Source organism: Paraburkholderia sp. A3BS-1L, assembly GCF_051125215.1.
In the GTDB taxonomy this organism is placed as follows: domain Bacteria; phylum Pseudomonadota; class Gammaproteobacteria; order Burkholderiales; family Burkholderiaceae; genus Paraburkholderia.
In genome coordinates this window covers 862,270-887,161 of the sequence record NZ_CP120443.1, presented here as the reverse complement: position 1 = coordinate 887,161, position 24,892 = coordinate 862,270, and the positions used below count along the sequence as shown (strand labels likewise).

Here is a 24,892-nt window from a genome sequence, read left to right as displayed (position 1 = left end):
GCACTCGCATAACACAACCATGGAGACAACTCATGCATCCCTCAACGCTCAACGCCGGGGATAACGCGCAGGTTCGAACGTCGAAATTCGGCGCGGTCCTGCGCGTGACCAGCGGCAATTTTCTGGAGCAGTTCGACTTCTTTCTTTTCGGCTTCTATGCGACCACCATCTCGCGCATCTTTTTCCCATCGAAGAGCGAGTTCGCCTCGCTGATGCTCACTTTCAGCGTGTTCGGAGCGGGCTTTCTGATGCGTCCGCTGGGTGCGATCGTGCTGGGTGCGTACATCGATGAAGCAGGCCGACGCAAAGGGTTGATCGTCACGCTTTCGATCATGGCATGCGGCACGATCCTGATAGCGTGCGTGCCCGGATACGCGACGATCGGCTTGCTGGCGCCCGCTCTCGTGCTGCTCGGACGCCTGCTGCAAGGCTTTTCCGCGGGCGCCGAGCTGGGCGGCGTCTCGGTCTATCTGGCGGAAATGGCGACGCCGGGGCACAAGGGCTTCTATACGAGCTGGCAATCCGCGAGCCAGCAAGTCGCCATCGTGGCCGCGGCGGCGCTCGGCTATCTGCTCAATCATCTGATGGCGGCCAGCGAAATCGGCGCATGGGGATGGCGCATTCCGTTCTTCGTCGGCTGCGCGATCGTGCCGATTATCTTCGTGCTGCGGCGCACGTTGCAGGAAACCGACGCATTCAAGGCGCGCACGCACCATCCGCGCGCCCGCGAAGTCTTCGCCACTATGCTGCAAAACTGGCGGACGGTGCTCGCCGGCATGCTGCTCGTCGCCATGACGACCACCACCTTCTACCTCATCACGGTCTATACGCCGACCTTCGGCAAAGCCGTTCTGAAACTCACCACCGGGGATAGCCTGATCGTCACGCTGTGCGTGGGCCTGTCGAACTTCTTCTGGCTGCCGGTCGGCGGGGCGCTCTCGGATCGCATCGGCCGCAGGCCGATTCTCATCGCCATCACGGTGCTGGCCATCTGCACGTCGTATCCGGCGCTCTCCTGGCTTGCATCGGCGCCGAGCTTCGGCCGCATGCTCGCCGTGCTGCTATGGCTCTCGTTTTTCTTCGGCATGTACAACGGCGCGGCGGTCGCAGCGCTCACGGAAGTCATGCCCGCCGAGGTCCGCGTGGCCGGTTTCTCGCTTGCGTTCAGTCTCGCCACCGCGGTTTTCGGAGGCTTCACACCCGCCATCTCGACGTATCTCATCGATATCACCGGCGACAAGGCCGCACCGGGCTACTGGCTGGGTTTCGCCGCCGCATGCGGGCTCGTCGCCACCCTCGCGCTGTATCGCCGGGGCGGCGCCGCCCTTGCACTCCGGAATTGATCAGCTTTTAACATCAATACTTCGAAAAATTGCAATTTTCGTTTAGGGCGTCCTGGGTCAATATTCCCTGAATACAAGCGCGGACCACGCCTATTCCGCGATTTCAGGAGACACGTTGATGCATCCTTCGCCCTCTACCCTTTCGTCGGGCCGCTCAAAGGCCGCTGCGGTATTCCGCGTGACGGCCGGGAATTTCCTCGAGCAGTTCGACTTCTTTCTGTTCGGCTTCTACGCGACGCAAATCGCCAGCGTATTCTTTCCCGCGACGAGCGAATTTGCCTCGCTGATGATGACGTTCGCGGTCTTCGGCGCCGGTTTTCTGATGCGCCCGCTGGGCGCGATCGTGCTCGGCGCGTACATCGACGATGTCGGCCGTCGCAAGGGCCTGATCGTCACGCTTGCCATCATGGCGAGCGGCACGATCCTGATCGCGTTCGTGCCGGGCTACGCGACCATCGGCCTGCTGGCGCCCGCGCTGGTGCTCGTTGGCCGGTTGCTGCAGGGATTTTCAGCAGGTGCTGAATTGGGTGGCGTGTCGGTCTATCTCGCCGAGATGGCCACACCGGGCCGCAAGGGCTTCTTCACGAGCTGGCAGTCCGCCAGCCAGCAGGTCGCCATCGTCGTGGCGGCGGCACTGGGCTTCGCGCTCAACCAGTCGCTGAACGCAACTGCTATCGCGGCCTGGGGATGGCGAGTCCCCTTCCTGGTCGGCTGCATGATCGTGCCGTTCATTTTCATGCTGCGCCGCAACCTGGAGGAAACGCAGGAGTTCAAGGCACGCCAGCATCGCCCTACGATGAACGAAGTGTTCCGCACGCTGGTCCAGAACTGGGCGGTCGTGGTCGCCGGCATGATGCTGGTGGCGATGACCACCGCGAGCTTCTATCTCATCACGGTCTACGCGCCGACTTTCGGCAAGACGGTCCTGCACCTGAGCACCGCCGATAGTTTGCTCGTGACACTGTGCGTCGCCATATCGAACTTCGTGTGGCTCCCCATCGGCGGCGCACTCTCCGACAAGATCGGCCGCAGGCCGCTCCTCGTCGCCATGACGGTGCTCACCATTGCAACCGCTTACCCCGCGCTGTCGATGCTCGCTCATGCGCCGAGCTTCCTGAATATGCTGCTCGTCCTGCTTTGGCTTTCGTTCATGTACGGCATCTATAACGGCGCGATGATCGTGGCGCTCACCGAAGTGATGCCGGCGCAAGTACGCGTTGCGGGTTTCTCGCTCGCCTATAGCCTCGCAACGGCGGCTTTCGGTGGCTTCACGCCAGCGATTTCGACGGCGCTCATCCACATGACCCACGATAAGGCCGCACCCGGCTACTGGATGAGCTTCGCCGCAGCCTGCGCGCTTTTCGCGACGTTCGCGCTCTATCGCCGGCGCGCCGCAACGTTGACTCCGGCGCATTGACGCGCATCTCGTTGCACAGACACCGACCACCTGTTATCTGAACGACTCCAATCAATCATGAAGAATCTGCTTCTGAAACTGTGCGCCACCGCGCTCGTCGCAGTCTCGGCTGCTGGTGCACACGTGCAGGCCGCTGAACTGCACGTCATGAGCTCTGGCGGCTTTACCGCGGCGTACAAGCTCCTCGGCCCGAAGTTCGCATCCGACACGGGCAATACGCTCGACACCGCGCTGGGCCCGTCGATGGGCAAATCGCCTGAAGCGATCCCCAACCGGCTCGCGCGCGGCGAACCTGCGGACGCCGTCATCATGGTGGGTTATGCTCTCGACGAACTGATCAAGGAAGGCAAGGTCATCCCCGGCTCGCGGGTCGAACTGGCCGATTCGCGCATCGGCATGGTGGTGCGTGAAGGCGCGACGAAACCCGATATCAGCTCGGCCGACGGCCTGCGGCAGACGCTGCTGCAGGCGAAGTCGATCGCCTACTCGGACAGCGCGAGCGGTGTCTATATCGAGCGGGAGTTGTTCAAGAAACTGGGCATCGAGGATCAGGTCAAGTCGAAGGCGAAGATGGTCCCGCGCATTCCGGTGGCCTCGGTGGTTGCGAACGGCGACTACGAGATCGGCTTCCAGCAGGTGAGCGAGTTGTTGCCCGTCAAGGGGGCGAGCTTCGTCGGGAAAATCCCCGATTCTCTGCAGTCCGTCACCCGCTTCGCCGCCGGCATTCCCGTCAACGCCCAGCATCCGAAGGAAGCTAAAGCCCTGCTCGACTATCTCGCTTCCCCAGACGTACAGGCAGAAGTGAAATCGACCGGGCTCGATTCCGTCCCGGCTCATTGACGCAAGCCCTGTGAGAGGTCCGCGCCAGTTAAAGATGCCCTCATTTTCCGGGCGTGTTTTCCAGCCGGTCCTCCACATTGTTCGCGCCGCCCGGCTCTTCTCGCCCGAGCATCCGGGCGAGGAGCGTACGATCGCAAGCGTTTTCCCACATCGACACCAGGATCACTGCGCAAGCGTTGCTGATCACGCTCGTCAAGGCGCGCGCCTCGGACATGAAGCGGTCGATGCCAACCAATAGCGCCACGCCAGCGACGGGCAGATCGGGAATCACCGTCAGCGTGGCGACCAGCGCCACCAATCCGCTACCTGACACCCCAGCCGCGCCCTTCGAGGTGAGCAGCATGACCGCGAGCATTGTCGCGACCTGCGACGCGGAGAGCGGCACGTCGCACGCCTGAGCAATGAACATCGAGGCGAGCGTCAGATAGATCGCGGTGCCGTCGAGATTGAACGAATAGCCCGCAGGCAGCACGAGCCCCACTACGCCCTTGTCGCAGCCGAGCGCCTCCAGCTTCGCGATCAGGCGCGGCAGCACCGGCTCCGTCGACGAAGTCGCCAGAACGATGAGCAACTCTTCGCGCAAGTAGCGCAAGAGCCGCCAAAGCGCGAAGCCGTGCAGCCGCGCAAGCGCGGCCAGCACCAGCGCAACGAACAACAGGCATGCCGCGTACAGGGACACCATCAACATGCCGAGCGAGCCAACCGAGCGCAGGCCGAAGCGACCCACCGTGAACGCCATCGCGCCGAATGCGCCGAGCGGCGCAAGACGCATGATCATCGCGAGGATGCGAAAGAGGATCTGGGCAACACCGTCGATGAGCGCGAGCACCGGCCTGCCCGCGCCTGGATACGCGTTGAGCGCGAAGCCGAAGAGCAGCGAGATCAGCAGCACCGGCAGCACGTCGCCCTTGTCGAACGCGCCGGCCAAGGTCTCGGGGATGATGCTCAGCGCGAAAGCGACCAGGCCGTGTGGATGCGCGTGCGTCGCATATTGCGCGAGGACGGTGGCATCCAGATGGCGCGCGTCGATGTGCATGCCCTCGCCCGGCCGCAGCACGAAGGCGGTGCCAAGTCCCAGCGCAAGCGCCACGGCAGTCAGTAAATAAAAGAGCGCCAACGCCCGCAGGATCGTGCGCCCGATCGCCTTCCCACTGGCAAGCGAAGTGATCCCTGAGACGATGGTGCAAAAGACGATCGGCGCAATCATCATCTTCACGAGGCCAACGAAGCCGTCGCTCAAGGGCTTGAGCAGCGTGCCTGCTTGCGGCCAGAAATGACCGGTTGCCATGCCCAGCACCATGCCCAGCAGGACCTGCACATACAGCGAATGAAGCGGTCTCGGTATCACAATGCGGCGCCCCTACCTGTCGACTTTCTCAGCGACGCCTTTGTCGGAGGTGTCGGCGCTTGCGACGCCGCCGCGCTTCATTTCGACAATCGTTCTGTGAAACTCCTGCGCGGCCGGCGTAAGCGGGCGTCCTCTGCGTCTTACGATTCCAACGCGCCGCTTTACCACGGGTTCGACGAGCGGCACGCTCGTGAGGATGGGGTGGTTGTGCCCGGGCATGGCCATCGACGGCACCGCCGCGACGCCGAGGCCCGCTTCGACCAAACCCAGCATGGTGGTGACATGGCGCGTCTCGCAGACACTCGGCAAGCGCGGCGCCACGGCCGAGAGCGCCTGATCGAGCAATAGCCGGTTGCCGGAAGTCTTGTCCACCGAGACATACTCATGCTCGTAAAGCTCGTTCCAGGTCACGCGCTTCTTGCTGGCGAGCGGGTGATCGCGACGGCAGGCGGCCACGAAGCGCTCCTGCAGCAGCACTTTGAACTCGATCTCGGACTCCTGGCTGCCCACAAAGCTCACCCCGAAATCAGCCTCTCCACTGATGACGGCGGACAGCACCTCGTTGGCGCTCACGTCCAGCAATTTGACCCGGATGCGCGGAAAGCGGCGATGATAGCTCGCGATAGCGCCCGGCAGGAAGTAGTAGGCCACCGAAGGCACGCAGGCGACGGTGACGTGCCCCAGTCGGCTCGAAGAAACATCGCGGATGCCGAGCAACGCGACATCCAGATCATCGAGCAGCTGTTCGGCGCTCCGCGCGAACACACGGCCGACCGTGGTGAGGGTGACGCTGCGCGTGGTGCGCTCGAACAGGCGCACGCCGAGCGCTTCCTCGAGCTTGTCGATCCGGCGGCTCAGGGCCGGCTGCGAGATGCTCACCGCCTCGGCGGCCTTGCGGAAGCTTCCGAGCTCAACCACGGCTCTAAACGCCTGCAAGTCATTCAAGTCGAAATTGACGCCCACCGGCCATTCTCCGCGTTCTGGATACGGATATTTTGCACGATGCCGCTCGCAGCGCCCATTGGGGATCGTGCGCGTTTGCGGGCGCAGCCGGCCTCAGGCGCTCCAGGCTTCGTGTCTACAACTCCATGGCTGGCGGTCTCGTGCTGACCGGCGTGCTTGCTTACGGCGGCGAAGCAAGCGGAATCTATGAGTCGGCAGCGGCAACGCCCCTGTTTTGCTTTCGAATAATTGCCGCAGCCGGTGCGCATCGTCGAAAAACGTGTTAGGGCACCGTGACCGGTTACGAGCGAAAACGTTGCTCTTCGACTCTTTGCAGTTTGCCGACTTCGGCGATGCCACTGAGCAATGAGGCGAGGTATTCCACGACATCGTCGAGTGCGACGATGCCGGTCAGGCGTCCCGAATCGTCGACGACCGGCAGGCGGCGCACACCCGAACGGCGCATTTCGTCGAGCGCCACGCTGATCTCGTCTGTCTCCGACACCACAATCAGGCCGCGCGACATGATCTGGCCTGCAGTGAACCGGTCGGCATCCTCGCCGCTGGCCATCACTGCGACCACGAGGTCGCGGTCTGTCACCAGCCCAACCGGCACCGCCTCGCCATTGCGATATTCAACCACCACGATGTCGCCCACGTGCGCGTGGCGCATGCGCTCGGCCAAAGTTAGTGCGCTGCAATCGCTGGTGCAGGTTTCGACGGGCTGGGTGCTGATTCTTCCGATATGCATGATTGTCCTCCTGTTCGTGGGGCGGGCTTGACGCGTTGCATCGGCCCCTTCGTTGAATGAGGTTAGGTTTGGCGGCCTCGCCCGGCTTGATACACGTCAATAGATCCAGCGGACCCTGCGCGCTGCGATGGCGTGTGAAGGTGACGCGTGCTCACGGACAGCCGTGCGTGTGGCCGCCCCGCTCGTGTGAAGAGGCTTCGGCACTGGCCGACGACGTATGGCGCAGGCGCCGAACGAGCCCTTTTATCGCCAAGGCGCCAATCGCAACGATGCATAGCAAGACGAACCACAGCGCGAGGACGTATCCGAACAGTTGCCAGAACTCGCCCACGCGCTGTTGCAGGACCCAGGTCTGATACGACGCCACATCGTCAGCCGCATTCGGATACGAGGTGCGGTACATGAAAAAAGCGAAGCAGTGGTCGCTGTCGGGCAGCGCCACGTCGAGACGCGAGCCAGCGGGCAGTGCGCGTACAGGTGCGCATTCGGGTGCGTTCATGCCCGACACAACGCCGGCATCCACCGGGAAGTCGTAAATCGCGCCGAGCCAGGTCGTGCCGACTGCAAGAATCAGACATATGCACGCGACTTGAATGCACCGCCTTGGCCAGCGGCGCCGATGTGGGCGGTCAGCTCTGTCCATCTGAAGTCTCCCAGGAGGTCCACAAAACGAGATGGAACAGATCAAATCCTCATCCGTCTGCAACCTGTCGAATTGACATCGATCAAGCGCCCGAGCATCCGCGCCCGGTTGCATTTAGACGAGCGTTCCGGCTCGCGCGGTCAGCGACCGCCTGCAGCGTTTCAGGTGCAACCGGGCCAGCAGCAGATAGCAGTGCGTGCGCTCGATCCAGCGCGGCGAGCCGCGATAGGCCTTCTCGCGCAGATGCAGCGCCGCAAGCCGCGCGCGCACAGCAGCACGAAGGCTTTGATAGAAATGCACGAGAGCTGCCTCCGGGCGATCGCCGCTTGCCCGACGCCACTCGCGCAAGAGAATGCGGCCTGCCTGTCCTGCACCGACCCGCTCGCATTCCAGCGCCAGAAAGGCGATTTCGTCCACGCAATCGACCGTGCGGAGGACCTTTGATTGCGTCAGACAATCGATGATTTGTATGGGTTTTACGAGGCACACATGTTCGGGCCGCAAATCGCCGTGGCCTTCCACGATGCGTCCGTCGCGCACGCGCCGTTCGAGGCACGGCTGCAATTGCGCCAGCGCGTCGCGCTGGCTGTCGCAAAGCGCCGCGATCGCGCGGGCATCCTGCTGCAGCGCCGGGTCGCACAGATCGCGCTCGTTGGCATCGATCAGGTCGCCGAGGTTGCGCCGATACTGCGCGGCGTCGATTGCCAGCCGGGGCCGCGCGTCATAGAACGCGGCAAGCGTGGCCGCTACAGCGTGCCAATCTTCCGGGCCCAGCGTATGCGCGGCCAGCGCGCAATCGAGCATGCGCGACGCCGGCAGACGGCGCATCTGCACGAGCCAGTCGACCACGCGGCCGCCGCCATTCACCGCGAGCGCGCCCGCCCGGTCGAGCGTGAGCGGCACCACCGCCAGATACACCCTGGGCGCGAGCCGGCGATTGAGCGCGAACTCTCTGCGGCAATCGCGCTCTCGCGCGCCGAGTGCGCGCAGATCCGAACCGGCATGCCGAACGGGTTTCTTCATTTTCCAGGCGAAGCGCGAGGTGAGAAAAACCCATGAAAGGTGCGTCTCGATTACGCGCACGCTGCGCGTCTTGTCCGGCCAGATACCTGGCGAGCGCAGACGCTCGACCCTCTCGCAGGCCGTAAGCCGCGACATGCGGCGCGGGTGCGATATTCGCCGGCAGCGAAAGCGCCTGCGCACGGGCGTTTTCGCTGCGGTATGAGCAACAGGCATGAGCAGGCTCCTCCCGCCGGATAGTCGCCGCGTTCCTCCGGCCACGGCTCGCCGACGGCGGGCTGACGATCACTGTCGGGCGCACCGCGTCCTGGCGGCTTGATTCAGATCAGTGGGCGTCTACAGCGTGTGCCGTGTCGTCCCGGTTGACTTGCATCAAGCGCGGCACCACTGATTCACCCACGATGAAAGTTCGGCGCAGGCAAGCGGCCCGGGGCCAGACGTGACGCCTGCGCACCAGGAGCCCTCATGATGAACACCGCGCCGATGCTCTTTTCCCCGCCGACTTCCCATGCGTTCGCGCAGCGCGTGGCCTCTGCGCTCGGCATCGCGCTGGGCGAACACGAATGGCGCCCCTTCGAGGACGGCGAGCACAAGATGCGCCCGCTCGAAAGCGTGCGAGGTCGCGACGTCTATGTGATCCAGTCGCTGTACGCCGAGCCGGGCCACTCCGTCAACGACAAGCTGTGCGAACTGCTCTTCTTCGTAGGAGCGCTGGCGGACGCCTCGGCCGCGCGCGTGAGTGTCGTCGCGCCCTACCTCTGCTATGCGCGCAAGGACCGGCGCTCACAGGCACGCGACCCGATAACCACGCGGTACGTGGCCCAACTGTTCGAGGCGGTCGGCACGGCGCGCTTCGCCACGCTCGACGTCCACAACGTGGCGGCTTACCAGAACGCGTTTCGTGTGCCCACCGAGCATCTCGAAGCGAACGAATTGCTCGCGCAGTGGTTTGCGACTCACCTGCGCGATACGGCGCTCGTGGTTGTTTCGCCCGACGCCGGCGGCGTGCGGCGCTCGGAAGATTTTCGCGGTCGGCTCGCGAAGCTGATTGGCCATCCGGTTGAAGCGGCATTCGCCGGAAAGCTGCGCGCGGGTGGCATCGTCACGGGCAAGCCGATCGTCGGCGACCTGGAGGGGCGCTGCGCAATCATCGTCGATGACCTGATCGGCACGGGAACGACCCTCGCGCAAGTCGCGGGGCACTGCCGCGCACTCGGCGCCACCGAGGTGCACGCTGCCGCCACGCACGGTCTTTTCCTTGGGGACGCCTGCGTGAAACTCGGCGGCGGCGCCCTGGCGAGCATCGTCGTGACCGACAGCGTGGCGCCGTGGCGGGTGCCGGACGGACCGCTGCTCGATCGCCTCACCGTGCTCGACAGCGCGCCGCTATTTGCGGAGGCGATCGCGCGCATGCATGCGGACGCCTCGTAGCAGCGCTGGGTCGCGCGCTTCACTCGCGCAACGGCGTGCGCCAGTTTTTCATCGCGCCTCGATGAGAACCTGCCGCCATGGCGCCGAGCGGTTCGATGCGCTCGGCCTCGCATATATCCATATCATCGAAGATCGTTTTTTGGCCCCGAACCACGCGCTCAAATGAGTCTGCTCGAAATGATGATCGACATAGGTCAGCCAGCACGGCGCGCCGTGATCCATTCTGTCCTCAGGCGCCACGTTTCTGCGCTTCAGGCGGTCGCGGCTGCAGTCATTTTTCTCCTCGCGGCTTGCGCCACCCGCACATCGGGCAATACCGCCGATGCAGTCCCGAGGGAAACGCCACCGCCCGCATTACAGTCCGTGCCGGTGGACCTGACGCGCTACATGGGCCGTTGGTACACGATCGCCACCGTGCCGTACCTGGGCGAACGTGAATACGTTGGCAGCTACGCGGACTGGGAACTACGCAAGGACGGCAGGATCAACGACAACTACTTCGGAAGACGCCACGGCTTCGATCAGCCGGTGACGGGAGGCACGCTGGTCGCGAGCGTGGTGCCTGGCAGCGGCGGCGGAAAGTGGCGGGTGACGATCTTGTGGCCGTTCGACATGGTGGTCCTCACGGTCTACGTGGACCCCGATTACCGCTACACCGTGCGCTGCGAGGAGAATGGCAGCCCCATCTGGATCTTGTCCCGCACACCGGACATGGATGAAGATGTGTACGCCGACCTGGTGCGCAGGCTCGCGGCAATGGGTATCCGCACCGACAGGCTGCGGCGAGTTCCGCAGCACCCCGAACAGATCGGCCAGCCGGGTTTCATGGCGCCCCGCTGAGGCAACGTTTCACTGCATCTCTGCAGGCGCGAACCGTTTGCGCGACGAGCGCCCCGGGCGGCATGGGTGCGAAGTTCGTCAAGCGCGGGAAGCACGCCGCATTCGGCCGAATTCGCAAATCATCGGCGAGTAACGGCAAGAGGCGTGACCGGAGCGGGTCGTGCCCCTGCGCCGGGTTTGTTTTCTCCTGCGGCCTCGCCACTGGCGTTACTGCACCCTACTTCGGAGCGGCAAGGTCGCAGGAGCGTCCCGCGTGCGCGATCTCAGGCCAGCTCATATTCGCGCATCATTTCGGCAATCACGGCTTTCAGCGGCGCCACGCACTCCGGCGCACCGCCTCGAAGCTCGTCGATGACCCAATTGCAGCCGCCGTTCTCCGCTGGATCGACCTTGCGCGGAACCGTGATGTCGCAATCCCGGCAGGTCTCGCCTAGATCGGCGTTTTCCTGGACTCTGCGAAGAATCTCCACACGAATGTTTTCAGCAGTACCAACGTTCTTGATCATGTTCATCTCCATGACACCACCGGAATCGCTTCCTCGATCATTCACCGATGTAAGGACTGCGCCAATGCCGAGCCGTCCCTCTATCCGCCGCTCCATTCTTTCCTCGCGGAGTCCCGCAGCGTTGACGCACATCAATTGAGGCCGCCCTCGCCGGCGTAGTGTCGTTTCAGACACAAACTTCGGAGGTCAGCGCACATGAAATCGAAAGCTCAGCCATTCAAGGCCGGGAGTCACGAAAACGTGTTCCCGGATCTGGGTCATGACGCATACAGGCTGCAACACAAGCTGCACGAGCCTTCTGTATGTCCGACATGCGGCGCGGTATATCACGAGGGCCGCTGGCAATGGGTGACGCGCATGCCCGGCGCGGTCGAGGTCGTTTGCCCTGCCTGCCATCGCATTGCCGACAATGAGCCAGCAGGTTACCTCTACATCGAAGGCGACTTTGCGAAGCAGCATCGCGAGGAACTGATTCATCTTCTGCGCCATCACGAGGAGCAAGCGCGAGCCGAACACGCGCTGGAGCGGATCATCAGCATCGAGGATGATTCCGGCAAAACCGTCGTTACCACGACGGGCATTCACCTCGCCCGCAACCTGGCTTCGGCGCTCAGGGCGGCGTTCCACGGAACGCTGGAGCAGAAATACAGCAAGGATGAAAACTTGCTCCGAGCCTACTGGCGGCGCTAGACGACTTAAGACGGACATCATGGCGATGTGTGAACACGCTTCGGCAAACGCGGAGAAGTCACCATGAAACGCGGATGGCGATGCAGTTTGCTTGCTGGCGCGGTGGCGCTCGCCATCGGCGCGGCGTCGGCTCGGGCTACGCCCGGCGATGAAGCCGCGCCGAATGCCGAGCCTGCGAAACCGTTCTCGGGCGCCACCGTCAAGCGTGCGAAAGCAGTCGTCATCGCTATCGACACCGGCGGCAACAGCATCACGCTGCTCGCAGACAATGGCGAACCTTTCGACGTGATGGTCGACCGCAACATCGGCGATGTCCGCAACCTGCAACTCGGCGACACCGTCTCCGCCACGTTCAGCCGCGCGCTCCTGCTGCGCGCCGCCAAATCCGCTTCGAGTGGCATTCGCGAACGCGTCGATAATGGCTTCGCAACAGGGCCGTCCTTGCATTCGTCGCTGTCCCTGTACCGCGTCGAAGCGGTGACCACCGTCGTCGAGGTCGATCGCGGCAGGCGTCTGCTCACCGTGCGCGGCCCAACGCGCACGGTGGTGCTGCAGGCGTCGTCGGACGGTCTGCTCGACGAACTCCAGCCAGGCGACAGCGTGCGGGTCGATTACGTCGAGGCAACCGCCGTGCAGATTCTGCGCAACGGCGAGCCGTTGCGCTGAACCCCGTTCCCCGCACTTCCGACCAGCGAGGTCCATCGTGACAGGCAAGACGCTCGTATTCCACCAGGCCGCCCGCCAGCGCCTTCTCGACGGCGTCAACGCGCTCGCCGAGGCCGTGAAAGTCACGCTTGGCCCAGGCGGGCGCAACGTCATCGTCGAGCGCCGCGGCGACACACCGCTCATCGCGAACTCGGGCGTCGTCGTGGCCGGTTCGGTTGCCGTGCCCGATTCGTTCGAGGAGATGGGCGTGCGCCTGCTGCGCGAAGTCGCCACGCGTACCAGCGAACTCGCGGGCGACGGCACGACCACGGCGACCACGCTCGCCCAGGCCATCATGATCGAGGGCAACAAGTATGTTGCTGCCGGCTTCGACCCGATGGCGCTGCGCCGCGCAATCGAGGCAGCCGGCCAGCATGTCGTCGCGAAGCTGCGCGAGTTGGCGCGCCCATGCGCAGGCACCGACGAGGTGCGCCATATCGCCACGATCTCGGCAAGTGGCGATGCAAGCATCGGCTGCATCGTTGCTCAGGCCGTCGAGCGCGTGGGCCGGGACGGCGCGATCAGTATCGAGGACGGCTCGAAGCTCGAAGACGAACTGGAGACGGTAGAGGGTTCGTTGATCGAGCACGGCTACGCCTCACCGCTCTTCGTCGGCGACGACGCGCGCGAAGTCGTGCTCGAAGAGCCGCGCATCCTGCTATGCGACGCGACCATCAGCTCGATTGCACAAATGCTGCCTTTGCTCGAAGCGCTCAGCGCGACGGGCAAGCCGCTGCTCGTTGTCGCGAACGAAATCGAGGGCGAGGCACTGGCCACGCTCGTGGTCAACCATCTGCGCGGGGCGCTGAAGTCGTGCGCGGTACGCTCGCCCGAGTTCGGCGTGCGGCGCAGCGAGACACTCAATGACCTTGCCGCGCTGACGGGCGCCACCGTCATCTCGCCGCAAACGGGTCGCACCCTCGAGCACGCCACGCTCGACGATCTGGGATCCGCGCGCCGTGTCGAGATCGCACGCGACACCACGACAATCGTCGAGGCACGCGGCGACCGGCCCGGCCTCGAGGAGCGCATTAGTGCGCTGCGTGCACGCATCGAACAGCTCGGCCCCGGCAACGAGCGCGACGCGCTCTCGCGCCGCCTCGCCCGGCTCGCGGGCGGCGTGGCCGTCATCCGCGTCGGGGCGGCCACGGAAACCGCGCTGCACGAGCGCAAGAACCGCTTCGAGGATGCGCTCCATGCCACGCGCGCGGCGGTCGAGGAAGGCATCGTGCCCGGCGGCGGCGTTGCGCTGCTGCGGGCGAGATCGGCTCTCGAAGACTTCGGCGCCGACGAAACCGCGCAGGCCGGCGCGAAGATCGTCCATGACGCGCTGGCCGCGCCGCTTGGCCAGATTGCCGAAAACGCCGGCGCGGACGCCCAGGTGGTCGTGCACACCGTGAGCGCCGGGCAGGATACATGGGGCTATGACGCCGCGCGCGGCACGTTTGGCGACATGATGGCAGCGGGCATTGTCGATCCGCTGAAGGTCACGCGCACCGCATTGCAGAACGCGGTATCCATTGCTTCCCTGCTGCTCACCACAGACTGCATGATCGCCCGGCCAACCGGTTCGGGTTACGAACCCACTGAATGACTCCGGACGTCTGTGTTCCGGCCAACGCAACGCAGGTGACGCAAGCAGCCTGCCCTCATCAGATGGAAAACGAGGTACAGACATGGAAGATGCCTTCGAACGACGCGCCCTGCTGCTTCACCTTGGGCGCACGCTGCAATTGCTGGCCCGCATTCTCGAAATGCGCCCGATAGCGGAAACCGTAGGGGAACTGATCTCGCTGCATCCGATACTGGAAAATGAAATCCTGCTCGGGCAGGTTTCTGCTTCCATGAGCGTGGAGGAATTCGTTGCACGCGCGCAGCAGGCGTTCTGTGGCTGGCCGCAGGCGTTGCTCGATGAAAAGCTCAACCACGACGCATTCGCCGCATCGGTGCGCGACCGTCTGTTCGCATTGAATCTGCGCGGCTGGCATGCCTATGCCGCTCGCCTGCGCTCCGAGGTCGCGTGGTTCGGTCTGGAACCCGCCCTGGCCAAGCGGCCACGCGTGCGTCATCGCAAGAATGACCGCGCAATCACGCGATCGCCAGTACGTGAGGATGTGTCCGACGCGGGGACTACGGCGCCGGTGCGGGACATCGAGCGGGACAAAGATGATACCGGGCGGGTTGCGCAGGCGGTCGAAGGCATTGCGCCTCAGGACCGCACCGGGCGTGCAAACGAGCAATATCTCCCCGAGTTCGAGTGAGGGGCGGGGACATCGGCAATCCGCTCAGCGGTACACAGCAGACTGGTGCGATGCAAGCCAGTCTGCTGCCTGCCGGGCCGCAAACTCGAGCGCACCCGGTTCTTCGGACAATTGCGTAGCGCCGGGCAGGAGCGGCCGCGCCGCGTTATGGAATAAACAGCAAACAGCCTGATCGAGTATTGGTCGCGCCCGATATCCGAGCTTCGCGTGGCCCGGCGCGTGCCTTTTCGCCATCCCCGTCGCGCGCGAGGTGAGTGACAGCGCGTCGCCAGCCTCACGCGCAAACGGATGGGCATGCCCCGGGTGCACCCGCTTCAGGCCATTGCCCTGATGATCGCGCGAAACTCCTTTCGGGGGATCGCTGGCCACACCTCGGAGTAGGACCGCCCCAGCGTACGCATCAATGCCGACACCCGCATCGCCGTTTCCAGGTCGGGCGCGGAAAATATGTCCAGGAAATCGTATTGTCCGAGCGTTGCATAGCTATGCTTCCACTCTACGCCGGGGCACGCGCTCGCAATCCGCTCGAGTGCGCGCTCCTCATGCGCTTCTGCGTTCACTCCAGAGCGGAGCCCGTCCGCCGAAAGCCGCGTCATCAGGATAAATTCAGGCATGATCGTTCCTCAACAGGACATGAACCACGAGTCGGCACATCGCCGTCATCGTGCCTGTGCGCCGGCACGCGATTGACCCGCGATGGCCGCAGTTCATCGATACTCTCAACGTTTTCCATGCAGACGTATGCGGATTACGGCCTGCGCCTCGCATTTCCCATCCGCATGACCGCGTATCCCACGACGATAACGACGACGCGGCACTGCGCGCCTGTCGTGACTCTCATACGCATGGCGCCGTGACGAATTGATGCACATCAATGCTTACTCGGCGACGCAACGCAGCCAATGCAATTGGTATTTGACTTGCCTCAAATCCCGCAAACGATTGAGGGATAGCGTGATTAAACGACGCCGCTCAAAGCGCAGCTTTCACTACACGGCGAACCGTTCACGCTGGAGACGTTCATGCCCAGTTCCAGTTTCACTTCGCCCTCGCGCACACCTTCCGGCTTGCCGACACCACAAGCGCTCGCAAGCACGTGGATGGCCCTTGCGAACGTGCAGACGCAATCGTACGCCGACTGGCTGGCGCTTTGCATGGAAACCTCGGCGCGCTGTGCGCTAACCCGCAGCGTGCCCGAATACATGGCAATCGGCGCTTTGATGCTGCCCTCCTGCCTCTCGCACGCGATGCATTACTGCAAAACCGTCTCCGAGGTCGCGCGAGCAAGCTTCCCCGCAAGCGCATTGGGTGAAGGTTCGCAAAATGATGTTGTCAGTCGGGGCGGCAAAGCCAAACACGCAATCGCTGGTCTCGCACACGTGTAGGGAGACTACGCGTCCCCAAACGATTCGATGTAAATCGAGAGCAGCCGCATCAGGATGGGAATCGCAGAGATGGACGCACATCTGATCATCCGCAAGACCGCAGCCGACCTGTGTGTTGCTCCGAATTTCGCCGACTACGAGGCAGAGCGCTGCCGCTTCTCGTGGGCGGCGGCAGCACGGGAACTGACCGCCGAGCCCGAGGGCGGCATCAATATCGCCTGGCAGGCAGTGGATAGCCATTGTGCCGGGCCGCACAGCACAAAGACCGCATTGCGCTTTCTCGCCCGCAACGCGCCCGCCACGAACGTCAGCTATGCAGAGCTGGCGACGCTGACGAACCGCTTTTGCAACGTCCTGCGCAAGCTTGGCGTGGGCAAGGGCGACCGCGTGTTCATCCTGTGCGGCCGCATCCCTGCGCTCTATGTGGCACTGCTAGGCGCGCTCAAGAACGGCACCGTCGTCTCGCCGCTCTTCTCCGCCTTCGGGCCTGAGCCCATTGTGACACGCGTCAATCTGGGTGCAGGCACAGTGCTCGTGACGACCGACCTGCTCTTCGAGCGCAAGCTCGCGCGCTGTCTCGACCAGATGCCGAGCCTGAAGCACGTGCTGCTGGTCGCAGAAGACGGCGGCCAAACGGCTATCCCCGGAACACGCGATCTGACGACGTTGATGGCGCACGCGCCGGCCAGTTGCGCCTGCGAGCCGACCTCGGCCGATGACCTCGCGCTGATGCATTTCACGAGCGGCACGACGGGCATACCGAAGGGTGCGCTGCACGTGCATGGCGCCGCGCTCACGCACTGGGTAACCGGCCGCTACGCACTCGACCTGCACGCCGACGACGTCTACTGGTGCACTGCGGACCCTGGCTGGGTGACAGGCACGTCGTATGGCGTTATCGCTCCATTGCTGCATGGCGTCACATCGGTAGTCGACCGCGAGGAGTTCGACGCCGAACGCTGGTACGGCATTCTGCAGGACGAGCGCGTTTCGGTCTGGTACACCGCCCCTACCGCGGTCCGCATGTTAATGCGGTCCGGCGCGTCGATCGCGAGGAAATACGCGTTTCCGCAATTGCGCTTTGTGGCAAGCGTTGGTGAGCCGCTCAACCCCGAGGCCGTCTGCTGGGGCAAGGAAGTGCTGGGCCTGCCAATTCATGACAACTGGTGGCAGACCGAAACAGGCGGCATCATGATCGCGAACACGCCAGCCTTCGATATCAAGCCAGGCTCAATGGGCCGACCCTTGCCGGGCGTCGATGCCGCGATCGTCGAGCACCTCGAAGACGGAGGTGTGCGGGTGGTCGAGGCCCCGGACACCCAAGGCGAGCTTGCCCTCAAGCGCGGTTGGCCGGCGATGTTTCGCGGCTACCTGAACAACGAAGCGCGCTACCTCAAGAGCTTCGCGGGCGACTGGTACTTGACCGGCGACCTCGCGCGGCGCGACGCGGACGGGTACTACTGGTTCGTCGGCCGCGCCGACGACGTGATCAAGTCGGCCGGCCACCTGATCGGGCCATTCGAGGTTGAAAGCGCGCTGATGGAACATCCGGCGGTGGCGGAAGCAGGTGTCATCGGCAAGCCCGACCCAGTGGTGGGCGAGACGGTCAAGGCCTTCGTCGCACTGAATCAGGGCTACAAGGCGGACGAAGCGTTAAAAATGGAACTGCTCGGCCACGCGCGCAAGCGTCTTGGCGCGGCTGTCGCGCCGAAGGAACTGGCCTTCGTCTCGCAACTGCCCCATACGCGTAGCGGCAAGATCATGCGCCGGCTGCTGAAAGCGCGCGAGCTCGGCCTCGCCGAAGGCGATACCTCGACGCTGGAGTACGGATCATGACGTCTATCGACCACCCCGCTCCTGCGCCGCCCTCCGGACCGGTCCCGTACGACAAGGCGCGCTCGCTCGCCCTGCTGCGCGACATGCTGCGCGTGCGCCGGCTCGAGGAAAAGTGCGCGGAGCTTTACGGCGCGGGCAAGATTCGCGGCTTTTTGCATCTCTACATCGGCGAAGAAGCGACCGGCGTCGGTGCGATTCACGCACTCGACGCCGACGACAATATCGTCGCCACGTACCGCGAACATGCGCACGCGTTACTGCGAGGCATGGATATGGGCGTGCTGATGGCGGAGATGTTCGGCAAGCGCGAAGGCTGCGCACATGGCCGCGGCGGGTCGATGCACCTGTTCGACCGCGACACGCGCCTCTTCGGCGGCAACGCCATTGTTGGAGGTGGCTTGCCGCTCGCGGTGGGCCTGGCGCTCGCCGACACGATGCAGCATGCCCAACGTATCACTGCATGCTTTTTCGGCGACGGCGCGGTGGCTGAAGGCGCGTTTCACGAATCGATGAACCTCGCGGCGCTGTGGCAACTCCCGGTGCTCTTTTGCTGCGAGAACAACCTCTATGCGATGGGCACCGCGCTCGAGCGCCACCAGTCTCAAACCGATCTTTGCGCGAAAGCCGCTTCTTACCGCATCGAAACCCGGCGCGCGGACGGCATGGACGTCGTGGCCGTACACGAAGCGATGATGGAGGCGGCAGCGTACGTGCGCAGCAAGCGGCAACCGCTGTTCCTCGAACTGCAGACCTACCGCTTCCGCGCACACTCGATGTACGACGCCGAACTGTACCGTGAGAAAGCCGAAGTCGAGCAATGGAAAGCGCGCGGACCGATCCACACGTTCACCGAACGGCTCAAGGACGAAGGCAAGCTCAGCGAAACGGAATTCTTGACTCTCGACGCCGAGGTCGAAGCCGAAGTCGCGCGAGCCGTCGCGTTTGCCGAAGCGGGCGCCTGGGAGCCGGTCGAGGATTTGACCAAGTATCTTTATACGCAGACGGGAGACGCATCGTGACGCGCCGGCTCAGCTACCGCGAAGCATTGCGCGAGGCATTGCGTACTGCGCTAACCGAGGATGCCCGGGTCTTTCTCATGGGCGAAGACGTGGGCCGCTACGGCGGCAGCTATGCGGTTTCGGCCGGACTGCTCGAGACATTCGGTCCGGAACGTATTCGTGACACGCCGCTCTCCGAACTGGCATTCACAGGCGCTGGCATTGGCGCCGCGCTCGGCGGCATGCGTCCCATCGTCGAAATCATGACCGTGAATTTCAGCCTGCTGGCGCTCGACCAGATCGTCAACACCGCCGCGCTCTATCATCACATGTCGGGCGGGCAGTTCTCGGTCCCGCTCGTCGTGCGCATGGCCACCGGCGCCGGCCGCCAGGTCGCGGCGCAGCACTCGCACAGCTTCGAGGGCTGGTACGCAGGCATTCCCGGCATCAAGGCGCTCGCGCCTGCCACTATCGAAGATGCGCGCTACATGCTCGCGGCGGCGCTTGCCGATCCCGATCCGGTGCTGATCTTCGAGCATGCGGGACTCTACAACATGGAGGACGAACTACCCGACGTGACGGGTGTCGACATCCGCTGCGCGAAGGTACGGCGTGCAGGCAGCGACGTGGCGATCTTTGCCTATGGGGGTTGCCTGCACAAGGCGCTCGAAGCGGCAGACCTTCTGGCCCAGGACGGCGTGAGCGCCGAAGTCGTGGACCTGCGCGTACTGCGGCCGCTCGACGATGCAACCATCGTGGCGTCGGTGACGAAATGTCGGCGCGCCGTCATCGTCGACGAATGCTGGCGCAGTGCAAGCGTGGCTTCGGAGATTGCAACGCGCATCGTCGAGCAGGCGTTTTACGAACTTGACGCACCGCTTGCACGCGTGTGCGCCGAAGACGTGCCGATTCCATACGCGCGCCACATGGAAGAAGCCGCCCTCCCCCAGGCCGGGACAATCGTCGACGCCGCCCGCAGGCTGCTGTCCGGATCCGCGTGACAAATACGGAGCACGACACATGATCGAGTTCAAGCTGCCTTCCATGGGTGCGGACATGGACGAGGGCACGCTCCTCGAATGGAAGGTCAAGCCCGGCGACGCGGTGAAAAAAGGCCAGGTGGTCGCGATCGTCGACACGAGCAAGGCAGCGGTCGATATCGAGAGCTGGCAGGAAGGCACCATCGACGAGCTGATGATCGACGCTGGCGCAAAGGTGCCGGTCGGTGCGACCATTGCCACACTCCTGGCGCCAGGCGAAGCCCCCCCCGCCACGCGCCCGGCACGCAAAGCGCCGCACGAGGCGGGCGCGCCGGGACCAAAAGTTATGCTGCCTCCTGGCCCGCCCGCCAGTGCGCCCGCTGGTACGCCAGCCACCCGCCGCAAGGTATCGCCCGCTGCACGCAAGCGTGCGCAGCAACTGCACATAGACCTCGCTACCGTGACCGCCACGGGCCCGGATGGCACGGTACGGCTCGAAGACGTCGAGCGAACCACCGCCATGGCCGGCGGCGCGGCGCCAGAGGCCGCTGCGGGCGACCGGTTAGCCGCGATGCGTCACACCATCGCCGCCGCGATGGAGCGTGCCAAGCGGGAAATCCCCCACTACTACGTATCAGAGACGATTCCGCTCGGCCGCATGCTGACCTGGCTCACCACACAAAACGCGCAGCATTCGATCGAAGACCGCCTGTTGCCCGCTGTGCCGCTGATCAAGGCCGTCGCCCTCACTTTGCGGCGCTTTCCGAATCTCAACGGCTTCTATCGCGATGGCGAATTCCACGCTGCGCCGCACATCCACGTCGGCGTAGCGATCTCGCTGCGTCATGGCGGCCTCGTCGCCCCCGCGCTGCTGGACGCCGACACGAAACCACTCGCGCAGTTAATGGGCGAGTTGATTGATCTCACGAGCCGGTGCCGTGCGGGCTCATTGCGAAGCTCCGAACTCTCCGAGTCCACCATCACGGTGACCAGCCTCGGCGACCAGGGAAGCAGCGAAGTGTTCGGCATCATCTATCCGCCACAGGTCGCGCTCGTCGGCCTCGGGCGCATCGCGGAGCGGCCCTGGGCCGAGAATGGCAGCCTGAAGGTCATGCCCACCGTCACGGCGAGCCTCTCGGCCGATCATCGCATCACCGACGGCCATTACGGTGCGCGCTTTCTGGTCGAACTGGGCGAGACCTTGCAGCAACCCGAGGAGCTGAATTCATGAGCGAATCCGATATTCGAGTGGTCGTGCTGGCCACGCTCAAGTCCATCGCGCCCGAAATCGAGGAGCTGACACTGCGCGCCGATCGTCCGCTTCGTCATCAGGTCGATCTCGATTCCATCGACTGGCTGCACTTCCTTACGCAGTTACACGAAAAACTGCAGGTGGACATTCCCGAGTCCGATTACGCGAGGCTCGTGACCCTGAATGACGTCGTCGCGTATCTCGCGCAGGCATGCAAACCGTCATAGATGGCATTCGAGCCCGGCTACGAGGCTGCTTGAATTGACGCCAGGGGTGGGTGCGTTACCTGTGAGGTCAGGATCAGGATCATATGGCGTTACCAGCCTGGCGGATGATTCACCAGAGGCGAAGCATGAGCCACGCGCGACTCATGCAGACATTTCGTATGCCTGACGAAATGCGGCAACGAACGCATCGAACGCCGCGCGTGGCAGATGTCCGATGCCTGCGGCGCCGGCCCGCCCCGCTCCGCCGAAAAGACGGCAAAAACGGTCCGCACCAAATGGCGCCGCGAGCGGTGCGCGTATGCTCGCGGTCCAGAAGCCCCCGGCAGTGGGCGTGAGCACCGCATGCGCGCGTTCGGGCGCCTCCCGTGCGAGCCGGTTCGCGAAGGCGCCGCGCACACGGCGCGCCCAGCGCTCGTCCGGCAGCATATAGACCTCGGTACTCGCCGATGTCGCCGCCGGGCGCTGCGAGCATGCGAGTTCGAGGTCCTCGCGCCGCGCTCGCCCGAGCGTCGCGAGAAGCGGACAAGCCCCGACGAAATCGAGCGGGTCCGCATATGGCTCGAGCAGCGCGTAGAGCGCCGCAGGATCAATCAGCAGATCGTCCGTCGAGTCTCCATAGCCCGCATAGTTCACGTTCTCACCGAGTTCGCGCAGGCTCGCCTCGTCGTCGGAATCGATGCCCGCGAGCCGTGCGAGCCGGTGAGCCGCGTCCGGCAGATTGTCGCCGAACGCCGCCGCGACCGCCCATGCGCGATAGCGCCCTCCCAGCCGCCGGTCCACGAGCATGCTCGTGCAGACATCGGGAGCCGTATCGATATCCGCATGCAGCAGCGGGTGCCGCGGCAATCCGGTCGCGACGTGATGGTCGATATAGTCAATCGTGACGCCGCGCGCGAGCAGCGCGAGTACGGCGGCGCGGTTGACGTCGAACGAGAGGTCGAGGGCGGTCACATGGTCGCCGGGGCTCGCGATGACCCGCGCAAGCAGTGCGTTGTCCCGCTTCGGCCCCGTGATCAGCACCGCGTTGCGCGGCGTCGCGAGGCGCAGTTGATGCAGCGCGAACAGGCCGTCCGCGTCGCCGTTGCACACGTCGAAATATTGCATCGCGCTCCCCCATGCCTGTGCGTGCCGGCGTGCGCTATTTGCACACCTCGTCTTCGTAGTCCGAGGCCGCAAGACCCGCGCGCAATCTCGCTTCGTCCAGGTCGAGCACCGCCAACGCCGCTGCCCGGCCAAGCGCCTGCAGCGACGCGATCGACTCCGAGGAAAAATCGAAGTCGCGCGCAAACGACACGCCGCCCATGGACGTGCCATCGAGCGCAATACGGTGGATCTGCACCGGCACGTGGTTGCCCATCAGCCGGATGTACTCGGGCGACTGCCGCACGCGCGCGGCGGCCGCTGCGTCGAGCTGGCCGGTGATGCGCTCGACAAGATCGCGGAAGTCGTTGGCGTTCTCCTCGAAGCGCAGATCGTTGCGCACGCGGTCCGCATAGACGATCTCGTCGCGGCGCAGCATCACCTCGAAAAGATTCGACGGCAACGGCCGCGCCCCGGAAAACAGATCGACGACGAATACGCGTCCCGCGACTTGCCCGCAGCGCTCGATCACGAGATCGAGCGGCGAGTTGCTGACAACGCCGCCATCCCAGTACGCGCGGCCCTCCACCGTCGTCCATGGCATCGCAGGCGGCAGGCTGCCGCTCGCGAGCAGATGCTCGGGTGTCAGCCGGTCGACGTAGCTGTCGAAAATGCGCCGCTCGCCGCTAGCGACATCCACGGCACCGAGCAGCAGGCGCGTGGGACTTGCCGCCAGCGCGTCGAAGTCGACGTAGCGGCGCAGGAGCGCGAGCATGGGTTCGGTATCGTAGTAGCTCGTCCACCACGGCGCGAAGCTGCCGGTTCCCGGTGCACCCATCCACCAGCGCGGGCGCATGAAGTTCGGCACGCCGAAGAGCGCGAGATGCCAGGCCAGCTCTGTCTGCCGCAGTTGCGCACAGGTCCGCGGCGCGGAGAGCCCCTCGATCGACAGGTCGCGCCAGAAGGCGTTGAGCGCCGCAACCGCCTGGCCGGGATGGCTCGCGACAATCGCGCCGTTGAACGCGCCGATCGACACGGCCGAAACGATGTCGGGGCGAACGCCATGCGACTCCAGCGCCTCGATCGCTCCGCTCTCGAATGCGCCGAGCGCGCCGCCGCCCTGCAGGATGAGCACGGTCTGCGAAGGCAGTGCGCCGAGGCGCGAGCCCGGTTGCGCGAGCGCGGCACTGCCGCTCGCGAGATTGCGCCGGTGCCGGATCATCTCTTCCGCGGCGACCGTTTCATCGGCTGGCACGCCGAATGAGAACATCGCCCGCAGCACGTTGTGCCTCATGAACAGCAGCGAGTAAGGCTGCTGCGCAAACTCGCCGCGCTCGACAACCTCCAGTGCATCGGACGGATCGCCCAGAAAGTTGTAGGGCGCGTCGAAGACATCGCCATAAAAGATCGAGACGTCGCGGTACGGCATGCGCGCGCCGCGCATGTTGCGGGCGGCGAGGCGTCCCTGGCGCACGGCGTTGTCCCAGTGCTCGACGCGGCGGCGCGCGCCCAGCACAGGGTCATGGAAGTTCGCGACATCGCCTGCGGCGTAGATGTCCGGGTCCGACGTTTGCAGACACTCGTCGACGAGCACGCCATCGGCCAGCCCGATGCCGCTGCCCGCAAGCCATGCGCAGTTCGGCTCCACGCCCGTCGCGACGACGGCGAGTTCGCATGCGAGCGAGCGGCCATCGCTGAGCACCGCGCCCGTCAGCGTGCCATGCCCCGTGAAACGCTCGACCGTGAGCCCGGTCAGCACCTCGACGCCGTGCTCCGCGCAGAGCGTCCTGAAATGCGCCGAGAGCAAGGCGGAATGCAACTGCGGCAGCACCTGCTCACCGCGCTCGACAAGCGTCACTTCGAGACCCAGCTCGCGCAACGCCGCGGCGGCCTCGACACCCACGAAGCCCGCGCCGATCACGAGCGCCCGGCGCGCGGCCGCCGTATCGGTTCGCAACGCAACGGCGTCGCCGATATCGTGCAGGCAGTGGACGCCCGCAAGCGCGGCGCCGGGAACGCTCAGCATGTGCGGGCGGGCGCCCGTGGCGATCAGCAGCTTGCCGTAGCCCACCGCGCTGCCGTCTTCGAGCTGCACGCGGTGCGCGGCACAATCGAGCGCCGCAGCCCGGGTGTGCAGCAGCAGCGCGATGTTCTGCTTCTCGTAGAAGTCTGCCGGGTGGATTGTGACGCGCGCGGCGCCGACCTTTCCCGTGAGGAAACCTTTCGTGAGCGGCGGCCGCCGGTACGGTAGAACAGGCTCCGCGCACAGGATCGCGATGCTCGCGCCCGGCTCTTCGTGGCGCAGCGAGCGCGCAGCGGTCACGCTCGCAATGCCGCCGCCTACCAGCACGTAATCGAAACGCTGCTCGCGCATACCTTGCTCCTACGAACGGTTCA

The 24,892-nt window shown here is 64.6% G+C and carries 24 protein-coding genes; 14 read left to right on the top strand and 10 right to left on the bottom strand.

Annotated elements, in window-relative coordinates:
- Positions 1-32 precede the first annotated feature (32 nt).
- From P5W99_RS19150 to P5W99_RS19140, 3 genes are all read left to right on the top strand, one after another.
- A complete protein-coding gene (locus P5W99_RS19150) occupies positions 33-1,343 on the top strand; it encodes an MFS transporter (RefSeq protein WP_421026709.1) in 1,311 nt (436 codons plus the stop codon).
- A gap of 118 nt (positions 1,344-1,461) precedes the next feature.
- Complete coding sequence (locus tag P5W99_RS19145; protein WP_421026708.1) at positions 1,462-2,760, top strand: MFS transporter; 1,299 nt, start codon at positions 1,462-1,464, stop codon at positions 2,758-2,760.
- Between the two features lie 57 nt (positions 2,761-2,817).
- Complete coding sequence (locus P5W99_RS19140; RefSeq protein ID WP_421026707.1) at positions 2,818-3,600, top strand: substrate-binding domain-containing protein; 783 nt, start codon at positions 2,818-2,820, stop codon at positions 3,598-3,600.
- A gap of 40 nt (positions 3,601-3,640) precedes the next feature.
- Here P5W99_RS19140 and dctA read toward each other — a convergent pair whose 3' ends face one another.
- The 5 genes from dctA to P5W99_RS19115 all read right to left on the bottom strand — a co-directional run bounded on the left by dctA (position 3,641) and on the right by P5W99_RS19115 (position 8,520).
- Positions 3,641-4,951, bottom strand: coding sequence for a C4-dicarboxylate transporter DctA (dctA, locus tag P5W99_RS19135; protein ID WP_421027085.1), 1,311 nt, complete (start codon positions 4,949-4,951; stop codon positions 3,641-3,643).
- Between the two features lie 9 nt (positions 4,952-4,960).
- A complete protein-coding gene (locus tag P5W99_RS19130; protein ID WP_421026706.1) occupies positions 4,961-5,911 on the bottom strand; it encodes a LysR family transcriptional regulator in 951 nt (316 codons plus the stop codon).
- Between the two features lie 280 nt (positions 5,912-6,191).
- Positions 6,192-6,641, bottom strand: coding sequence for a CBS domain-containing protein (locus tag P5W99_RS19125; RefSeq protein WP_421026705.1), 450 nt, complete (start codon positions 6,639-6,641; stop codon positions 6,192-6,194).
- Between the two features lie 151 nt (positions 6,642-6,792).
- Entirely contained in the window at positions 6,793-7,140 is a 348-nt protein-coding gene (locus P5W99_RS19120) for a hypothetical protein (protein ID WP_434664287.1), read from the bottom strand.
- Positions 7,141-7,398: 258 nt separating this feature from the next.
- Positions 7,399-8,520: a hypothetical protein gene (locus tag P5W99_RS19115; RefSeq protein WP_434664285.1), complete on the bottom strand. Its 1,122-nt coding sequence runs from the start codon at positions 8,518-8,520 to the stop codon at positions 7,399-7,401.
- 249 nt (positions 8,521-8,769) lie between these two features.
- On the opposite strand from P5W99_RS19115, the gene P5W99_RS19110 reads away from it, so the two are divergent.
- Together P5W99_RS19110 and P5W99_RS19105 are read left to right on the top strand one after the other, a co-directional pair.
- Positions 8,770-9,735, top strand: coding sequence for a ribose-phosphate diphosphokinase (locus tag P5W99_RS19110; RefSeq protein WP_434664282.1), 966 nt, complete (start codon positions 8,770-8,772; stop codon positions 9,733-9,735).
- Between the two features lie 162 nt (positions 9,736-9,897).
- On the top strand, positions 9,898-10,575 hold the full coding sequence (locus P5W99_RS19105) for a lipocalin family protein (protein ID WP_434664280.1): 678 nt from the start codon (positions 9,898-9,900) through the stop codon (positions 10,573-10,575).
- Positions 10,576-10,838: 263 nt separating this feature from the next.
- Here the strand turns inward: P5W99_RS19105 and P5W99_RS19100 are convergent, their stop codons facing one another.
- Positions 10,839-11,081 (bottom strand): hypothetical protein, encoded by a 243-nt coding sequence (locus P5W99_RS19100; RefSeq protein ID WP_421026700.1) that lies wholly within the window; start codon positions 11,079-11,081, stop codon positions 10,839-10,841.
- A gap of 195 nt (positions 11,082-11,276) precedes the next feature.
- Between P5W99_RS19100 and P5W99_RS19095 the strand changes: the two genes are divergently transcribed.
- The 4 genes from P5W99_RS19095 to P5W99_RS19080 all read left to right on the top strand — a co-directional run bounded on the left by P5W99_RS19095 (position 11,277) and on the right by P5W99_RS19080 (position 14,737).
- The gene (locus P5W99_RS19095) at positions 11,277-11,771 is read left to right on the top strand and encodes a BCAM0308 family protein (RefSeq protein ID WP_421026699.1); all 495 of its coding nucleotides are present in this window, start codon (positions 11,277-11,279) and stop codon (positions 11,769-11,771) included.
- A 63-nt stretch (positions 11,772-11,834) separates the two neighbouring features.
- Complete coding sequence (locus P5W99_RS19090; RefSeq protein WP_421026698.1) at positions 11,835-12,437, top strand: hypothetical protein; 603 nt, start codon at positions 11,835-11,837, stop codon at positions 12,435-12,437.
- A gap of 37 nt (positions 12,438-12,474) precedes the next feature.
- A complete protein-coding gene (gene groL / locus P5W99_RS19085; RefSeq protein ID WP_421026697.1) occupies positions 12,475-14,070 on the top strand; it encodes a chaperonin GroEL in 1,596 nt (531 codons plus the stop codon).
- 82 nt (positions 14,071-14,152) lie between these two features.
- Positions 14,153-14,737, top strand: a complete 585-nt coding sequence (locus tag P5W99_RS19080) for a hypothetical protein (protein ID WP_434664276.1) — start codon at positions 14,153-14,155, stop codon at positions 14,735-14,737.
- Positions 14,738-15,051: 314 nt separating this feature from the next.
- Here the strand turns inward: P5W99_RS19080 and P5W99_RS19075 are convergent, their stop codons facing one another.
- Positions 15,052-15,351 carry a GYD domain-containing protein gene (locus P5W99_RS19075; RefSeq protein ID WP_421026695.1) on the bottom strand — a complete coding sequence of 100 codons (300 nt, stop codon included), beginning with the start codon at positions 15,349-15,351 and terminating at the stop codon, positions 15,052-15,054.
- A 344-nt stretch (positions 15,352-15,695) separates the two neighbouring features.
- Positions 15,696-15,941 carry a hypothetical protein gene (locus tag P5W99_RS19070; RefSeq protein WP_421026694.1) on the bottom strand — a complete coding sequence of 82 codons (246 nt, stop codon included), beginning with the start codon at positions 15,939-15,941 and terminating at the stop codon, positions 15,696-15,698.
- Between the two features lie 250 nt (positions 15,942-16,191).
- Here P5W99_RS19070 and acsA point away from each other — a divergent pair, with 250 nt between their 5' ends.
- Genes acsA through P5W99_RS19045 form a run of 5 tightly spaced genes read left to right on the top strand, consistent with a single transcriptional unit; the run spans position 16,192 to position 21,415 of the window.
- Positions 16,192-17,958: an acetate--CoA ligase gene (acsA, locus tag P5W99_RS19065; RefSeq protein WP_421026693.1), complete on the top strand. Its 1,767-nt coding sequence runs from the start codon at positions 16,192-16,194 to the stop codon at positions 17,956-17,958.
- Entirely contained in the window at positions 17,955-18,977 is a 1,023-nt protein-coding gene (gene pdhA / locus P5W99_RS19060) for a pyruvate dehydrogenase (acetyl-transferring) E1 component subunit alpha (RefSeq protein ID WP_421026692.1), read from the top strand. Before acsA ends, pdhA begins: the two co-directional genes overlap by 4 nt.
- On the top strand, positions 18,974-19,957 hold the full coding sequence (locus P5W99_RS19055; protein ID WP_421026691.1) for an alpha-ketoacid dehydrogenase subunit beta: 984 nt from the start codon (positions 18,974-18,976) through the stop codon (positions 19,955-19,957). The genes pdhA and P5W99_RS19055 overlap by 4 nt, the downstream gene beginning before the upstream one ends.
- Positions 19,958-19,976: 19 nt before the next feature.
- Complete coding sequence (locus P5W99_RS19050; protein WP_421042701.1) at positions 19,977-21,167, top strand: dihydrolipoamide acetyltransferase family protein; 1,191 nt, start codon at positions 19,977-19,979, stop codon at positions 21,165-21,167.
- Positions 21,164-21,415 (top strand): acyl carrier protein, encoded by a 252-nt coding sequence (locus P5W99_RS19045; protein ID WP_421026689.1) that lies wholly within the window; start codon positions 21,164-21,166, stop codon positions 21,413-21,415. The genes P5W99_RS19050 and P5W99_RS19045 overlap by 4 nt, the downstream gene beginning before the upstream one ends.
- A 141-nt stretch (positions 21,416-21,556) precedes the next feature.
- Here the strand turns inward: P5W99_RS19045 and P5W99_RS19040 are convergent, their stop codons facing one another.
- Positions 21,557-22,519: an acetyltransferase gene (locus P5W99_RS19040; RefSeq protein ID WP_421026688.1), complete on the bottom strand. Its 963-nt coding sequence runs from the start codon at positions 22,517-22,519 to the stop codon at positions 21,557-21,559.
- A 34-nt stretch (positions 22,520-22,553) separates the two neighbouring features.
- A complete protein-coding gene (locus P5W99_RS19035; protein WP_421026687.1) occupies positions 22,554-24,869 on the bottom strand; it encodes an FAD-dependent oxidoreductase in 2,316 nt (771 codons plus the stop codon).
- Between the last annotated feature and the right edge of the window lie 23 nt (positions 24,870-24,892).

Coding starts and splice junctions, on each gene's coding strand:
- P5W99_RS19150 (WP_421026709.1), top strand. CDS start 33: ATGCATCCCTCAACGCTCAACGCCGGGGATAACGCGCAGGTTCGAACG.
- P5W99_RS19145 (WP_421026708.1), top strand. CDS start 1,462: ATGCATCCTTCGCCCTCTACCCTTTCGTCGGGCCGCTCAAAGGCCGCT.
- P5W99_RS19140 (WP_421026707.1), top strand. CDS start 2,818: ATGAAGAATCTGCTTCTGAAACTGTGCGCCACCGCGCTCGTCGCAGTC.
- P5W99_RS19125 (WP_421026705.1), bottom strand. CDS start 6,641: ATGCATATCGGAAGAATCAGCACCCAGCCCGTCGAAACCTGCACCAGC.
- P5W99_RS19120 (WP_434664287.1), bottom strand. CDS start 7,140: ATGAACGCACCCGAATGCGCACCTGTACGCGCACTGCCCGCTGGCTCG.
- P5W99_RS19115 (WP_434664285.1), bottom strand. CDS start 8,520: ATGCCTGTTGCTCATACCGCAGCGAAAACGCCCGTGCGCAGGCGCTTT.
- P5W99_RS19110 (WP_434664282.1), top strand. CDS start 8,770: ATGATGAACACCGCGCCGATGCTCTTTTCCCCGCCGACTTCCCATGCG.
- P5W99_RS19105 (WP_434664280.1), top strand. CDS start 9,898: ATGAGTCTGCTCGAAATGATGATCGACATAGGTCAGCCAGCACGGCGC.
- P5W99_RS19100 (WP_421026700.1), bottom strand. CDS start 11,081: ATGATCAAGAACGTTGGTACTGCTGAAAACATTCGTGTGGAGATTCTT.
- P5W99_RS19095 (WP_421026699.1), top strand. CDS start 11,277: ATGAAATCGAAAGCTCAGCCATTCAAGGCCGGGAGTCACGAAAACGTG.
- P5W99_RS19090 (WP_421026698.1), top strand. CDS start 11,835: ATGAAACGCGGATGGCGATGCAGTTTGCTTGCTGGCGCGGTGGCGCTC.
- P5W99_RS19080 (WP_434664276.1), top strand. CDS start 14,153: ATGGAAGATGCCTTCGAACGACGCGCCCTGCTGCTTCACCTTGGGCGC.
- P5W99_RS19075 (WP_421026695.1), bottom strand. CDS start 15,351: ATGCCTGAATTTATCCTGATGACGCGGCTTTCGGCGGACGGGCTCCGC.
- P5W99_RS19070 (WP_421026694.1), bottom strand. CDS start 15,941: ATGTATTCGGGCACGCTGCGGGTTAGCGCACAGCGCGCCGAGGTTTCC.
- acsA (WP_421026693.1), top strand. CDS start 16,192: ATGGACGCACATCTGATCATCCGCAAGACCGCAGCCGACCTGTGTGTT.
- pdhA (WP_421026692.1), top strand. CDS start 17,955: ATGACGTCTATCGACCACCCCGCTCCTGCGCCGCCCTCCGGACCGGTC.
- P5W99_RS19050 (WP_421042701.1), top strand. CDS start 19,977: ATGATCGAGTTCAAGCTGCCTTCCATGGGTGCGGACATGGACGAGGGC.
- P5W99_RS19045 (WP_421026689.1), top strand. CDS start 21,164: ATGAGCGAATCCGATATTCGAGTGGTCGTGCTGGCCACGCTCAAGTCC.
- P5W99_RS19040 (WP_421026688.1), bottom strand. CDS start 22,519: ATGCAATATTTCGACGTGTGCAACGGCGACGCGGACGGCCTGTTCGCG.
- P5W99_RS19035 (WP_421026687.1), bottom strand. CDS start 24,869: ATGCGCGAGCAGCGTTTCGATTACGTGCTGGTAGGCGGCGGCATTGCG.